10 protein-coding genes are annotated in these 14,884 nt (G+C 69.3%); 4 read left to right on the forward strand and 6 right to left on the reverse strand.

Annotated elements, in window-relative coordinates; all coding sequences use genetic code 11:
* Positions 1 to 506: hypothetical protein (locus Q5064_RS10740; RefSeq protein ID WP_302964572.1), on the reverse strand; the 506-nt coding region annotated here is incomplete at its 3' end.
* A 266-nt stretch (positions 507 to 772) separates the two neighbouring features.
* Here Q5064_RS10740 and Q5064_RS10745 point away from each other — a divergent pair.
* From Q5064_RS10745 to Q5064_RS10760, 4 genes are all read left to right on the forward strand, one after another.
* Positions 773 to 2,608 carry an NAD(P)-binding protein gene (locus tag Q5064_RS10745; protein WP_302964575.1) on the forward strand — a complete coding sequence of 612 codons (1,836 nt, stop codon included), beginning with the start codon at positions 773 to 775 and terminating at the stop codon, positions 2,606 to 2,608.
* Positions 2,601 to 5,309: a formate dehydrogenase subunit alpha gene (gene fdhF / locus Q5064_RS10750; protein ID WP_302964577.1), complete on the forward strand. Its 2,709-nt coding sequence runs from the start codon at positions 2,601 to 2,603 to the stop codon at positions 5,307 to 5,309. Before Q5064_RS10745 ends, fdhF begins: the two co-directional genes overlap by 8 nt.
* A 189-nt stretch (positions 5,310 to 5,498) precedes the next feature.
* Entirely contained in the window at positions 5,499 to 8,723 is a 3,225-nt protein-coding gene (locus tag Q5064_RS10755; RefSeq protein WP_302964579.1) for a molybdopterin-dependent oxidoreductase, read from the forward strand.
* Between the two features lie 10 nt (positions 8,724 to 8,733).
* Positions 8,734 to 10,281 (forward strand): 4Fe-4S dicluster domain-containing protein, encoded by a 1,548-nt coding sequence (locus tag Q5064_RS10760; RefSeq protein ID WP_302964582.1) that lies wholly within the window; start codon positions 8,734 to 8,736, stop codon positions 10,279 to 10,281.
* A gap of 20 nt (positions 10,282 to 10,301) precedes the next feature.
* On the opposite strand, the gene Q5064_RS10765 is transcribed toward Q5064_RS10760, so the two are convergent.
* The 5 genes from Q5064_RS10765 to Q5064_RS10785 form a co-directional block, all read right to left on the reverse strand.
* Positions 10,302 to 11,087 (reverse strand): zeta toxin family protein, encoded by a 786-nt coding sequence (locus Q5064_RS10765; RefSeq protein WP_302964585.1) that lies wholly within the window; start codon positions 11,085 to 11,087, stop codon positions 10,302 to 10,304.
* The gene (locus tag Q5064_RS10770; protein WP_302964587.1) at positions 11,084 to 11,653 is read right to left on the reverse strand and encodes a helix-turn-helix domain-containing protein; all 570 of its coding nucleotides are present in this window, start codon (positions 11,651 to 11,653) and stop codon (positions 11,084 to 11,086) included. The genes Q5064_RS10765 and Q5064_RS10770 overlap by 4 nt, the downstream gene beginning before the upstream one ends.
* 239 nt (positions 11,654 to 11,892) lie before the next feature.
* Positions 11,893 to 13,005: a hypothetical protein gene (locus Q5064_RS10775; RefSeq protein WP_302964589.1), complete on the reverse strand. Its 1,113-nt coding sequence runs from the start codon at positions 13,003 to 13,005 to the stop codon at positions 11,893 to 11,895.
* Positions 13,002 to 13,646: an RNA polymerase sigma factor gene (locus Q5064_RS10780; RefSeq protein ID WP_302964591.1), complete on the reverse strand. Its 645-nt coding sequence runs from the start codon at positions 13,644 to 13,646 to the stop codon at positions 13,002 to 13,004. Before Q5064_RS10780 ends, Q5064_RS10775 begins: the two co-directional genes overlap by 4 nt.
* Before the next feature lie 204 nt (positions 13,647 to 13,850).
* A partial coding sequence (locus Q5064_RS10785) for an ATP-binding cassette domain-containing protein (protein WP_302964594.1) occupies positions 13,851 to 14,884 on the reverse strand: 1,034 nt, incomplete at its 5' end.

A 14,884-nucleotide genomic window follows, 5' to 3' on the forward strand; every position in this document is an offset into this window, starting at 1 on the left:
GGCTGCTGGGGGGCGACGGGGGCCTGGGGCTGCACCGGAGCGGCGTAGGGCTGGGCGCCGTAGGGCGCGGCGTAGGCGGCACTGGTCAGGGCCTGCTTGTCCTTGTTGGCGAACACGGCCACGATGATGCACAGGATGAGGGAGATCCAGCCGGCGCCCAGGAAGGCGGCCACGGCGCCGACGATGTTCCACGTCATGACGCCCTTGAGCTTCTCGGGCTTGTTCGCGCCGCGCACGCCCATGATACCGGCGATGAGCACGAGGGCCAGGCACACGAACATCCAGAACACCAGGATGCCCGCCACGCCGAGCAGGGCGTTGATGTCGCCCGTCTCGATGATGTAGCCGTCGTCGGTGTAGAAGTAGTCGTAGCCGGAGCCGTTGACGGCGGCGCCTCCGGCGCCGAGGCCCATCCAAGCGATGAGGGTGCCGCAGATGCCGAGGGCAGCCAACACGATGTTGGCGATGCTCATGCCCTTGATGGCCTTGGCGTGGGTGGTGTTCATGATGCTTCTCCTTGGTCGGGGTCCATAGACAATGGAGACAGTATAGCCCTTAGAGGATGATCGGCAAGATCATGTTTGGCTTGTAGACGGTTTGTTTATAAGCCTTGCCGACTCCGCTCGTCGGGGGGAAACCGTTCGGAAACATTGCGGCGGCCGCGCGGCTGCTACACTGACGCAAATCTACCCCAAAACAGGGTGCCCGGGCGGGAAGTGCTCGGGGGCCGCGCGGGCGGATGACGAGAAGAGCAAGAAGGGAAAGAGTGCCTATGAACCGACTCTCCATAGAGGCGCGGGCGGTGCACGATCGGCCGCTGCAGGCGTTTCTGGATCGCTTCGGCCGCCGTCTCGCGGCAACCCCGCCGGGTACGTGCCCGGTGGCGGTGACGACGACGCTGCTGGAATGCGCCGCCTCCCAGACCTGCGGCAAGTGCGTGCCGTGCCGCGACGGTCTTCCCCAGGCGGCCGTCCTGGCGCGCCGGGTGTTGGACTGCCGCGCCACCGACGAGGATCTGGCGCGCCTGCACGCCCTGGCCGAGCTGGCCCGCGAGGGCTCGGACTGCGCCATCGGCTGGGAGGCCGGCGAGGCGCTCCTTGCGGCGCTCTCCGAGTTTTCCGACGAGTTCACCTCTCATGTGGAGCGCCGCCGCTGCGTGGCGGGCGTGGGCCAGTCGGTTCCCTGCGAGACCGACTGCCCAGCCCATGTGAACGTGCCGGGGTACTTGGCGCTGGCCGGCTCCGGCGACTGCGCGGGGGCGGTGGCCCTCATCCGCAAGGACAACCCGTTCCCCACGGCCTGCGCCTTCGTGTGCGAGCATCCCTGCGAGACCCGCTGCCGCCGCACCCTGGTGGATGCGCCGTTGAACATTCGCGGCATCAAGCGCTACGCGGTGGACCACGCGCCGGCCGACAAGGTGGCCGTGCCCGAGGCGCTGCCCGCGAGCGGCCGCCGCATCGCCGTGGTGGGCGCGGGCCCCTCGGGGCTTACCTGCGCCTACTATGCGGCGCTCATGGGGCACGAGGTGCACGTGTACGAGAGCCGCTCCCGGCTCGGCGGCATGATGCGCTTCGGCATTCCCTCCTATCGCTTCCCGCGCGAGCGCCTCGATGAGGACATCGCGGCCATCCTGTCGGCCGGCGACATCACCGTGCACGCGGGCGAGGCTGTGGACGCGGCGGCCCTGGAGCACCTGGCCGCCGAGTTCGACGCCCTGTACGTGGCCGCCGGGGCCCACGGCGCGAAGGCGCTGGGCCTTGAGGGCGAAGACGCTGCGGGCGTGCTCTCGGCGGTGGAGCTGCTCGGCGCCATCGGCGAGGGAGACATTCCCGACTTCAGCGGCAAGCGCGTGGTGGTGGTCGGCGGCGGCAACGTGGCCATGGACTGCGCCCGCACGGCCGTGCGCTGCGGCGGCGAGGTGACGGTGGTGTACCGCCGGCGCCTGGAGGACATGACGGCCCTGCCCGCCGAGGTGGAGGCCGCCATCGCCGAGGGCGTGGAGATGCTGACGCTTGAGGCCCCCGTGCGCCTCGAGGTGAACGCCGAGGGCGCCGTGTGCGCGCTTGTGACCCAGCCGCAGATGGTGGGCCCGGTGCGCGGCGGGCGTCCCGCGCCGGTGCCGGCATCCAAGCCCGAGCGCGTCATCGGCGCTGATGTGGTGCTCGTGGCCGTGGGCCAGGGCATCGTGAGCGATCCCTTCGAGGCCTTCGGCATGACCGCCGAGCGCGGGCGCCTGGTGGCCGACGGCTTCCTTGCGGCCGAGAGCTTCTCCAACGTGTTCGCTGGCGGCGACTGCCAGACCGGCCCGGCCACCGTCATCCGCGCCATTGCGGCGGGGAAGGTGGCGGCCCGCAACATCGATGCCTACCTGGGCTACCACCATACCCTCGACTGCGGAGTGGAGGTGCCGGTCGCGGCGCCGAACGATAGGGTGCCCACCGGGCGCGTGGCCCTGGCCGAGCGTCCGGCCCGCGAGCGGGCGCGCGACTTCGACGGGTGCGAGGAGACCATGACACACGAGGAGGCCGTGCAGGAGTGCGGCCGCTGCCTACGCTGCGACGCGTTCGGGTGCGGCAGCATGGAAGGGGGCAGGGTCCAGTATGCCTAACATCATCATCGACGGCCGCGAGGTGGCGGCCGAGCAGGGAACGACCCTGGTGGAGGCCGCCCGCGTGGTCGGTATCGCCGTGCCCACCCTGTGCTACCTGAAGGACGTGAGCGCCGTCGGCTCGTGCCGCGTGTGCGTGGTGGAGGTGGAAGGCGAGCCCGACCTGGTGCCCGCCTGCAAGACGCCCGTGCGCGAGGGCATGGTCGTGCGCACCGATACCCCGCGGGTGGATGCCGCCCGGCGCCTCGCGCTTGACCTCATCATCTCCAACCACGGGCTGAACTCCACGAACTTCTGCTTCAGCTGCCTGAAGAACGGCGACTGCGAGCTGCAGGACCTCTGCCGTACGCTGGGAGTGGAGGCCCCGAGCTTCCCCGCGCCCGAGAAGGACGCGCCGGTTTTGGACGACAACCCGTTTCTGCGCTTCGACGCGCGGCTGTGCATCGGCTGCCAGCGCTGCGTGGGCGCCTGCAACAACCAGGCCCGCAACCACACGCTCACCACGGCCAAGCGCGGCCTGCGCACGGCCATCGACGCGCCCTTCGGCCCCGACTGGCGCGCCACCGACTGCGAGAGCTGCGGCTGCTGCGCGGCGGCCTGCCCCACGGGCGCCATCGTGGAGAAGCGCCGCGCCGACTACCGCTCCTGGGAAGTGGGCTACGTGCGCACCACCTGCCCCCACTGCGCCACGGGCTGCCAGTACGACCTGGTGGTGAAGGACGGGCGCATCGTGGACACCCGGGCCGCCGACGGCCCTTCCAACCGCGGCCGTCTGTGCGTGAAGGGCCGCTCGGGCAGCTTCGACTTCGTGCAGTCGCCCGACCGCCTGACGACGCCTCTGGTGCGCAACCGCGCCACCGGCGAGCTGGAGCCGGCGACGTGGGAAGCGGCCCTCGATTATGTGGCCGAGAACTTCAAGCGCATTATCGGCGAGACCGGCCCCGACTCGGTGGCCGCCTTCGCCTGCTCGCGCTCGGCCAACGAGGACATCTACCTGCTGCAGAAGATGGCGCGTGCGGCCTTCGGCACGAACAACGTGGACAACTGCGCCCGCGTGTGCCATGCGCCCACGGTGGCGGGCCTGGCCATCACGCTCGGCTCCGGCGCCATGACCAACACCATTGCCGACATCACCGACACCCCCGACGTCATCATGATGGTGGGATCGAACATCGAGGAGGCTCACCCGGTCATCGGCATGCAGGTGCGCGCGGCGGTGGAGCGCGGCAGCAAGCTCATCGTGGTGGACCCGCGCGACATCCGCATCGCCGAGCGCGCCGACATCCACCTGAAGCTGCGCCCCGGCACCAACGTGGCCTTCGCCAACGGCTTCGCCCGGGCGCTCATCCACGCCGGCCTGGCCGACAAGGCGTTCATCGAGGAGCGCACCGAGGGCTTCGACGCCTTCGCGGCCATGGTGGAAAGCTACACGCCGGAGCGGGTGGCCGAGATCTGCCACATCGACGCCGACGACTTGGTGGCGGCCGCCGAGCTGTACGGCCGGGCCGACCGCGCGCCCATCATCTACTGCCTCGGCGTGACTGAGCACTCCACGGGCACCGAGGGCGTTATGTCGCTTTCCAACATCGCCATGTGCGCCGGCAAGCTGGGCCGCCCCGGCTGCGGCGTGAACCCCATCCGCGGCCAGAACAACGTGCAGGGCGCCTGCGATATGGGCGCCACCCCGGCTGACTTCCCCGGCTACCAGAAGGTGGCCAACCCCGAGGTGCGCGCGAAGTTCGAGAACGCCTGGGGCGTGAGCCTGCCCACCGAGCCCGGCCTTATGGCCACCGAGTGCTTCGGGGCCATGAAGGACGGCCGCATCCGGGGCCTGTTCATCTTCGGCGAGGATCCGGTGCGCACCGACGCCGACACGAACCACGTGCTGTCGGCTCTGCGCTCGCTCGACTTCCTCGTGGTGGACGACCTGTTCCTCACCGAGACGGCCGCGCTCGCCGACGTGGTGCTGCCCGGGCGCAGCTACGCCGAGAAGGAGGGCACCTTCACCAATACCGAGCGACGCGTGCAGCGCATCCGCCCGGCGGTGGAGATCGAGGGCACCCGCCCCGACACCTGGATCTTCACCGGGATCATGAACCGCATGGGTTACGCCCAGCCGCACTTGACCGCCGCCGAGATCATGGACGAGGTGGCGAGCCTCACCCCCAGCTACGGCGGCATCAGCCACGCGCGCCTCGATGGCGCCGAGGTGGCCGGGGGCGGGCTGCAGTGGCCCTGCCCCACGCCGGATTCGCCGGGCACGCCCATCATGCACGTGGGCGGCTTCACCCGGGGCCTCGGCAAGTTCTCGGATGCGGAGTACCGCGCCTCCGACGAGCTGCCCTGCGAGGAATTCCCCTTCGTGCTGATGACCGGCCGCGTGCTGCACCACTACAACGCCTGCGCCATGACGAGCCGCACCGAGGGCCTGAACGCCATCGGCGACAGCTCGTTTATCGAGCTGAACGACGCGGATGCGGCTGCTCTCGGCGTGGCCGACGGCGATGCGGTGCGCGTGACGAGCCGCCGCGGCGAGATCACCACCACGGCGCGCGTGTCGGCGAAGACCTCGCCCGGCGAGACGTGGATGCCCTTCCACTTCCAGGACGGCAACGCCAACTGGCTCACCAACGCGGCCTTGGACGACGTGTGCAAGGTGCCCGAGTACAAGGTGTGCGCCGTGGCCGTGAGCCGCGCCTAGCGAGGTCCGTGAAGCTGACAAACCACCTCATCAAAGGCGGTTTGGGCGGCTTGAACGTGGACAATTTATGGGGATGGGCCCCGCGGCCCCCGGAACGGATGGTTCCGGGGGCCGTTTTCGTTACCGATATGTGAAAATGCAACCAAAGAGACTGGGTGTTAACAAGCATAACCGAGGAGATCGTTACCTATGGAACTTACGCGGAGAAGCTTCCTCGCCGCCGGGCTCGCGGCGGCGGGCGCGGCGGCCGTCGCCTCGCCCGGGAGGGCATGGGCCGACGATGAGGCGGCGGGGGAGGACACCGAGGCGGCCGCCGAGGGCGCCGCCGACGAGCGCATCGCCGTGTGCGAGGGGTGCCCGCTCGGCTGCACGGCCCTCGTCGCCTGCGAGGACGGCGAGCCTGTGGCTGTGGCAGGCGATTCTTCCAACCCGCTGTCCGAAGGCAGGCTGTGCGCCCGGGGCCAGCAGATGCTGGGGACGCGCCGGGAGCGCGCCGCCGAGGGCGGGGAGGTGATCGACAACCCGCGCCGGCTGGCCTCGCCCCGGGTGCGCCGCGGAGGATCCGACGCGTGGGAGGACATCTCGTGGGACATGGCCCTCTCCGAGATCGCGTCGCTGGTGAAGAAGACCCGCGACGAGAGCTTCGTGGAATACGACGGCGAGGTGCCCGTCATGCGGACCGAGGCCATCGGCAGCTTCGGCGGCGCCGAGCTGCTCGTGGAGGAGCAGTACCTGCTCATGAAGGCCCTGCGCAGCTGGGGCGTCGTGAACCTGGACAGCGAGGCGGCCGGCGGCCGGCGCGTCTTCGCCGAGGGGGCGGCCGCCACGCTGGGCATGGAGGCTCCCGACGGGCTGGCCAGCGACGCGGCCCTGTCGCAGGTCATTCTCACGGTGGGCGCCGACATCGCGGCCTCCCAGCCGCTGTGGCTGCGCTGGATCGAGCGCGCGCGGGAGGCGGGGGCTCGCTGGATCGTGGTCGATCCGCTGCGCACGCGCACGGCCGAGATGGCCGATGTGCACCTGGCCATCCGCCCCGGCACCGACATCGCCTTCTTCGGGGGGCTGGTGAACTACCTCATGGCCAACGACCTGTGGCAGCCCGAGTACGTGCTGAACTACACGAGCGCCTCCTACCTCATGGCCGACGACTTCGGCTTCGATGCGGCGACGGGCCAGTTCTCCGGATGGGACCCGTTCACGGGCTCCTACGACCGGGCGAGCTGGGGATGGCAGACCGACGGCGAGGAGACGTGGAACATGCGCTACGAGGGCGAGTTCGCCTGGGTGCGCGGCGAGGGTGTTCCCGTGTGGGCCATCCCCTCCACGCCGAAGCCGGTGCGTGACATCACCCTGCAGCACCCCTCGTGCGTCTGGACTCAGATGGCGGCGTTCTACGGCCGCTACGATCTGGACACCGTGAGCGCGGTGTGCGGCGTGGACCGCGGAGCGCTGGAGGAAGTGTACGCCGCCCTCGGCGCCACGAGCGCGGCCGACGGCGCGGCGAAGATCGTCGCCGGGCCGGGTCTCGTCCAGCACGGCACGGGTGCCCAGGCCGCACGCGCGGCCTGCATGGCCCAGCTGCTGCTCGGCAACGTGGGCGTGCCCGGCGGCGGCATCTGCTACGCCGGGGGCTGCGCCGGCGAGGCGGCGGCCGATGCTGTGGGCCTGCGGCCCGACCGGCTGCCCGGCTCCATGGCCTGGCCCACCGCCGACGAGCCGACGCTCCAGGCGTGGCTCGAGGCTCAGGTGGCCTCGGCGGGCACCCATGCCCAGGATCCGAAGCGGATCGTCTCGGTGCTGCGAGAATGGTGGGGCGACGCGGCCGCCTACGACAACGACTACGGCTACGACTGGCTTCCCAAGCGGGCCTCGGCCGACGGGGACGGGCTGTTCGCGGCCATCGCCGACGGCACGGTGCGCGGATGCTTCTCGTGGAGCGCCGACCTGCTGGCCGCAGCCCCTGGTGGTTTCGGGGCCGAGGCGCTCGGCAATTTGGAATGGCTCGTGGCCGTGGACGCCCTGGAGGGCGACGCTCCCTCCTTCTGGAACGCTCCCGGCGCCGATGCGGCGTCCGTCGGGACGACGGTGTACCTGCTGCCGGCGGCCGTCGGGCCGGAGAAGGCGGGGATGCGGGCGAGCGGGCGCCTGATGCAGCATGTCGGGGCGGCCCTCGCGCCCTTCGGCGATGCCCGCGCCCCCCTCGACATCATCGGCGAGCTGTGGCGACACGTGCACAACCTCTACGACACGAAGGGCGGCATGGCGAGCGCGCCCATCCTGAACGCGAAGTGGGACTACGTCGCCGACGACGCGGTGGTGCCCGAGCGCGTGGCCTGGGCCCTCAACGGGTACCTGACCGAGGAGGCCGACTTCGACGCCGCCTCGGTGAAGCTTGTGGAGGGGCCCGACGGCTTGAAGGCTGACGGGTCGACGGCCTGCGCGGTGCCCTCCTTCGCCGGTTGCTGGAACGCCCTGGCATCGCTCGGCGACGCCTCCGGCCAGCCCGCGGGGCGCCGAGACGCGACGGACGAGAGCGGCCTGGGGCTGTTCTCCCAGTGGGGCTTCACCTGGCCGGGCAACGTGCGCGTGCGCGGCAACCGGGCCAGCGCCAACTTGGCGGGGCAGCCCTGGGCTGCGGGCCGCGACCTTCTGCACTGGGACGGCCAGAGCTGGGTGCTCGTCGACGCTGCCGACTTCGCCGCCCTGCGCGAGGGCCGCTGGATCGAGCCGGACAACCGCGCCTTTCCGGCGGTGTGGGAGGAGGTGGGCCTCCTGGCGTGCGACCGTTTGGGCGACGGGGCCCTTCCCGAGCACTACGAGGCCCTGGAAGCGCCGCTGAACAACCGCTTGAACGGCTCCTATGCCGCACCGACCCTCATGGCCGCCGCCTCGCGCGCCCTCGCCTTGGCGTCGGCGGGAGAGGGCGGGGACGCCGGAGGAGTCGACGCGGCGGTGCAGGAGGCATTGGCGCCGGATTATCGCAACATCGAGGCCGACCGCGAGGCGCATCCCATCTGCGCGGTGGTGAACACCGGCCGGGGTCAGACGGCCCGACGGCGCGCGCTCGTCGCAGCAGCGGCGGCCTTCGAGCCGGGGTGCTTCGTGGAGGTGTCCGAGGCCCTGGCCCGCATCCGCGGCCTGGCGACGGGCGACCGCGTGCGCGTCTTCAACGACCGGGGCTCCCTGGAGGCGCCTGTGCTGGTGACGGCGCGCGTGGCCCCCTTCCCCTGCGAGGACGTGGAGGCCCATTGCATCTGCCTGAACGGGGCCGCCCCGCGTGCGGCCGCCAGCGGCGACGAGGGCGCCTCCGACGCGCCCGGCTGCTATTGGAACCTGCTCGCACCCGCCTCCGGCAACCCCGCCGGAGGCGGCCGCGACGCCAAGGGGTTCCTCGTGGATATCGAGAAGGCCTAGAGGGGGAGCTATGGAAGACAAGGCGATTCTGTTCGACGGCAGCCGCTGCACGGGATGCCAGGCGTGCGTCGTCGCCTGCAAAGAGCGCCGGGGCCTGTCCTTGGCCCCGGAGGCTGGCAACGAGGCGCCGGCCGACGCTTACGAGCGCCTGGCCGATCTGGACGGCGCGAGCCCGCTGTCCATCGCCCTCACCGAGCGCACCGTGGAGGGTGCGGGACTGGTGTGGGAGGCGGCCCGGCGCGGGTGCGTGCGCTGCGCCGAGGCCCCCTGCGGGCAGGTGTGCCCCACCGGAGCCCTGGAGCTTTCCGAGGAGGGGCGTCTCGTCGGCCCCGCGGCCGACCGCTGCGTGAGCTGCGGCCTGTGCGCCATGGTGTGCCCCACCGGCGCTCCGCGCAGCTCGGGCGGGGTGGGCCCGGTGTGCCTGTGCGACGGCTGTGCCGCGGAGGTGGCCGCCGACGGCATCCCCGCCTGCGTGAGCGCGTGCCCGATGGACGCCCTGACGTTCGGCCCCCGCGAGGAGGTGCTCTCGCGGGCCCAGGACCGGGTTGCGGCCCTGCAGGGGCGCGGTTTCGCGTCTGCCAGCGTGCTCGGCGCGAGCGAGCAGGGCGGTCACGGGGTTGTCCAGGTGCTCCAGCACGGGGCTGCGGGCCATGTGAACGAGGCGTTCTCCACGGCTGAGGAGTTGCCGTGGGTCGCCGGCGCGAAGCTGGCCGGCCCGGTGTCGGTGGCGGTGCTCGCCGCCGGGGGAGTCGGCGCGACCGTGGCTCTCGCCTGCGAGGCGAACCGGGCCCGTCGCGAGCGCTCCGAGGCCGTGCGCGCGGCTGCCGATAGGGCCGCGGGCGTGCCCGTGTGGGAGCAGCTCGGCGACGGCTCGATCATCGACGGGCCGGCCGGCGATGGCGGACTCGATGCTGAGAGCGCCCTCGATGCGGCCGTGCGCAAGCGCGACGCTTTGCGGGCCCGGGCCGCCATCGCCTCGCCGGCTGCCGCAGCGGCCGCGGCGGCAGCAGCTGCGGGGGAGGAGCCCCACTTCGTTCCCGTCTCCTTCGACGGCTCGGAGCTTTCCGCCGGGGATGACTTCGGCTATCCCGACGATTTCGCCGACGAGGGTGCTTCGGGCGGCGGCGAGCTTGGCGCCGCCGAGGGCGCCTTGGGCGCCGATGCCTCGCTGCCGGCCGCTTCCGCCTTGGAGGGCGATACGGGCGAAATCCCCCGCATTGAGGATGGTGCGGGCGATGTCTCCCCGCTCGAGGGCGACACGGGCGAGATTCCCTGTATTGGCGGGGGTACCGGCGAGATCCCCCGCGTCAACGATGCCAGCGATACCGGCGAGCTCTACGACGTGGAGGACTTCCGCCGTCTGCTGGCCGCCGACATCGTGGCCCACCACCTCGCGAAAAAAGCTGCTTCTCCCGAAGAGGGGGATGCCGGCGAGGGCGGCGAGGACGCGATCGAGAAGGCCAGTCTCGACGGCGAGGGCGCGATCGAGGGAGCCGGTCCCGACGGCGAGGGCACCGTTGAGGGAGCCAGCCCCGACGGGGAGCCTCCGACTTCTTAGGATGGGGGAGCCGCGGTTCTCTAGAACGGGGGCTTCGTCTCCTTGAGGTGGCCCAGCTTGGCTTGCAGCTTGCGGTAGTGACGCTCCTCTTCGGCGGTCCAGGGGCCGAAGAGGATGTCCCGCAGGGCGTCGCTTGCGCTTTGTCCCACTCCCTCGCGCGGGAAGAGGAGCTCTTGGGCTCGGTTGTACAGAAAGACGCCGTCGAACAGCTCGCTTTCCTCTAACACGGCGAGGTTGTCGACGATCTGGTCGATGATCTTGTTGTGGTGCGCAGGATCGGTGGCGCGGGGCGTGGTGCCCAGAATGCGCATCTCCTCATAGCGTATCTGGCAGCTTACGAGCGAGATCTCGGGCTTCACCGCCATAAGCGCCAAGGATACCCCGTAGCCGCGCCCGCGTAGCAGCGCCGCCGTCTTCATGGGCACCTCGGCCGTGCGCAGCGTGCCCTCGATGATGAGGTTGTAGCCGATTCGAGAGAGGTGCTCTATGACGGCTTCGGTCATGTGGCCAGCCCAGGGCGCGGTGTAGTCAACTGATTTATCTCCGAAGGCGTGCTGAAGTCTTGCGAAGCGCGGGTGCGATGACCGGAACTCATCTCCATTGATGACGATGACGTTGTTTCCCAGCTTTTGCCGGAATACCTTGTGCAATGTAGTTTTTCCAGCGCCGCTTTGGCCGCCCAGCAAGATAGCTTGAGGCGTATCGCTTGGCCCCACCTCGGCGGGGAAGGTCGCCTTCTGGATTTCCCGCGCAAGGCGTCGGCGGAATTCGGCTTCGGAGTACTCTCCGAGATGTCCGGCACTCATGCTGCCCTCTTTTGAACGCGATTGAATAGGGAGCGGATGCAGTTCAGTTCGCCATCTATGTTGTGGAGGCTTTTCCAGTTGCTTGCCTCAACAGTGGTAATGGCGGGCTTCAGGTTGGCAAGCTGGGCAAAGAGATCCTCATAGACCATCTTCAGGAGCTCGTCGTTCTCGTCTTCAGCTTGTATGAGACCGTTGATGACATCGCCGAGGATTTCGGCGGCTTTTTCGTTGAGCACCTCCTGCTGCAGGGTAAGCTCGTAGATGTCGGTCATGTCCATGATCTCTCCCTCCTCGTCGAACGTTATTTCCGCGTACACGATCTTCTCGACCGATGCGCGCTGTTTGGGTGTGAGTGCATCGCCGTCGCGTTCGAGGCAGCCGGCCATGAACTCGGGGATCATGGCGGCGCGAATGAGGTTGGCATTGGCCTTGGTGGGGGCGATTCCGCTCTCGTAGCGCGTGATGCTGGCCTCGCCGATGCCGAGCAGGCGTGCGAAAGCCTGCTGTGAGAGGCCGTAGCGCTTGCGGATCTCCTTGATTTGCCGGGACATGTTAAGCTCGCTCATGATGTTCCAATCTATCGATTGCTTATCTGAGCCGATTGTATCATCAATTTAAGAAAAATGATCGAGAAAAATAATAATATGGGGGTAAAATTGCCCTCAATTTCCAATCAAAAGATAGTATATCATACGCGATAGCCTGAAGAGAGCAAGGCTCCCCGAAGCCGGCGTCCTCCTCAAAAAGCCGGCGGCCCGCACGAATGCGCGCGGGCCGCCGGAGGGAGTATCGGAGACGGGCGAGCCTATTCGCCGATCGGTTCCAAAGTGAACAGCTTGGGGGCATCCGACGTCTCGTCCAGAACCGCTTCCTTTCCCTGCGGGCCCGCGACGTCCCAGGCCGCGAGGTACTCGGACAGAAACTCCGGGCACTTCTCCTCGAAGTCGGCCGCCATGGCGATGCGGTATGCCTGCTCCTGCGTGCTGCCGTCGTCGAAGGTGGCCGTGAGCGTGATGATCGAGCCGTCGAGAACCCGTGCGGCCTCCGCGTAGCCCTCGACCGCATAGGGGTCAGCGTCGCATTCGGCGGGATAGGGCGCGATGACGTAGAGGCGCGTGAAGGCCGTTGCGGCGGTTCCGCCGTCCCCGTAGGTGAGGGTGAACGAGGGGCCGTGCTCGACGACCTGCTGCGGATCCTCTCCGGCCGCTGTCAGCTGATCGACTTCTTGCCAGTCGAAGTACTCGAAGAAGGCGCTCTCGTTGTCGATGCGGTAGGAGACCGAGGCGAGGTTCGACCCCTCGCACTGGGCGTCGAAGTTGAAGTAGGTCAGGGCCTCCCCGGGCGCCAGCAGCTCTCCGAACACAGGGTCGCCCTGCCAGCTCTCCCAGCTGGTCACGAAGGCGGGGTGGAGCCAGTTAATGCCGAGGGGATCGCCCGAGGTGACGGGGACGTTCGCCTCCTCCGCCTCGTCGGCCCACGCCTTCAGCACGAAGAAGTTCCCCGTCGGCGAGGCGGCCGCTTCGTCGATGCCGCCGTCTGCCTGCTGCTCGATTGGGGATGCGGCGAGGTCGGCGTCTTGCGGGCCGCCGGCTCCCAGGGCGATGGCCCCGGCGCTCGCCAAAATGAGAACAGCGGCGCTCGCCGCGGCGACGGCGTAGCGGGCAGCGCGGCGGGGACGCCGCAGCGGGCTGAACGCCGTCGGTCCCTCGGCGTTCGCGCCTGGGCTTTCCGTGCGCCGGGCCTGCTCCGCGCTTGCCGCCCTGATAGTCTCTTGCAGCCGCGCCTGGGCCGTGGCCGGAACCCGCTCGGCGCGGACGGCCGAGACGTACTGCTTGAGGAAATCGTCCACCTTTGCCGAGGGATCCTGGCGGTTTTCGAGATCGTCGCGGCGGTGATTGGCCGGTTGGGTATCGCTCATAGCTGAGCCTCCTTTTCTTTGTCGGGGCGGAGCAGGTTGGCGTCGCGAGGCGGGGTCGCCGTGCGGTGCGGGAGTCCGCTGCGCGCCGGATCGCGACCGCCTGGGCCGTCGCCGAGCAGGTTGCGCAGGGCCTCCCGGGCACGGTGCAGGCGCATGCGCACCGCCCCGGGCGTGCATGCCAGGGCGCGGGCGATTTCCGCCGTGCTGAGCTCCTCGACGTAGAAGAGGTTGACGACAGTGCGCTGGTCCTCGGGGAGAAGGCCCACGGTATCCCACAGATCCGAGAAGCGGTCTTCCGGGTCGTTGGGTGCGCCTGCTCCTCGGGGCTCCGCTTGCGCCAGTTTGCGCTCTGCCTCTTCGCGGTGATCGTCGAGCGAATCGGTGGCGTGCTGGGTGCGGGCGCGGAGACGGTCGCGGGATTGGTTCACCGTTACCCGGATGAGCCATGCCTTCAGGTGTTCGTCGCTCTCGAAGGCGCGCGGCTTGTCGAGAAGCTTCAGGAACACGTCCTGGTAGACATCTTCGGCGTCGGCGCGGGAGCCCGTTTGGCCGAGGGCCACCCGCCACACCGTGTCTCCCCACCGCGCCAGCGCCCGCTCCGCCACGCTCGCCTCCTGCTTTCCATATAAGGGTGTTCGCATGCTTACCTCCTTGCCTTCAATACGAACGGGGAGGGGGAAATGTCACGGCGTTCGGGAAAAACTCGCTGAGGCTTCAAAAAAACACCCCCCGAAAGGCCCTCCGCAACGGAAAAGCGGCCCCCGTGGGGGCCGCTTCCGAAGACAGGTATAGCTTGCCGTGGCGCGCCGGCGGCGGGGCCGCCCTCGCGGTCGGCTGCGCGTCGCCTAGTCGCGCGTGAGCTTGCGGTGCAGGCGGTGGGGCTTGGCGGCCTCCTTGCCGAGGCGCGCCTCGCGGTCGGCCTGGTAGCTCTCGAAATTGCCCTCGAAGAAATGCCAGCGGCCGGGGTTCTCGTCATCGCCCTCCCAGGCCAGGATGTGGGTGGCGATGCGGTCGAGGAACATGCGGTCGTGGCTGACCACCACCGAGCAGCCGGGGAAGTCGAGCAGCGCCGCCTCCAGGCTGGAGAGCGTCTCCACGTCCAGGTCGTTGGTGGGCTCGTCCAGAAGCAGGAGGTTACCGCCCTCCTTCAGGGTGAGGGCCAGATTCAGGCGGTTGCGCTCGCCGCCCGACAGCACACCCGCGGGCTTCTGCTGGTCGGCGCCCTTGAAGCCGAAGGCGGCCACGTAGGCGCGGGAGGGGATCTCGGTCTCGCCGACCATCATGTAGTCGGTGCCGCCCGACACCACTTCCCACAGCTTCGTGTCCGGGTCGATGCCCTCGCGATTCTGGTCCACGTAGGAGATCTTCACCGTCTCGCCCACCTCGAGCTCGCCGCTCGTGAGGGGCTCCAGGCCCACGATGGTCTTGAACAGGGTGGTCTTGCCCACGCCGTTGGGGCCGATCACGCCCACGATGCCGTTGCGCGGCAGCTCGAAGGACAAATCATCGATGAGCACGCGGCCGTCGAACTCCTTGTGCAGGTTCTTCGCCACGAGCACCTTCGAGCCCAGACGCGGGCCCACGGGAATCTGGATTTCCGCGAAGTCGAGCTTCTTCGCCTTGCCGGCCTCGGCCACCATGGCGTCGTAGTTCGCCAGACGGGCCTTCGACTTGGCCTGGCGCGCCTTCGGGCTGCTGCGCACCCACTCCAGCTCGCGCTCCATGCGCTTGGCGAGCTTTGCCTGGGCCTGGCCCTGGGCGGCCATGCGGGCGGCTTTGGTCTCCAGATAGGTGGAGTAGTTGCCCTTGTAGGGGAACAGCTGCCCGCGGTCCACCTCGCAGATCCACTCGGCCACGTGGTCGAGGAAGTAGCGGTCGT

The sequence above is a fragment of the uncultured Adlercreutzia sp. genome (assembly GCF_958431955.1).
In the GTDB taxonomy this organism is placed as follows: domain Bacteria; phylum Actinomycetota; class Coriobacteriia; order Coriobacteriales; family Eggerthellaceae; genus Adlercreutzia.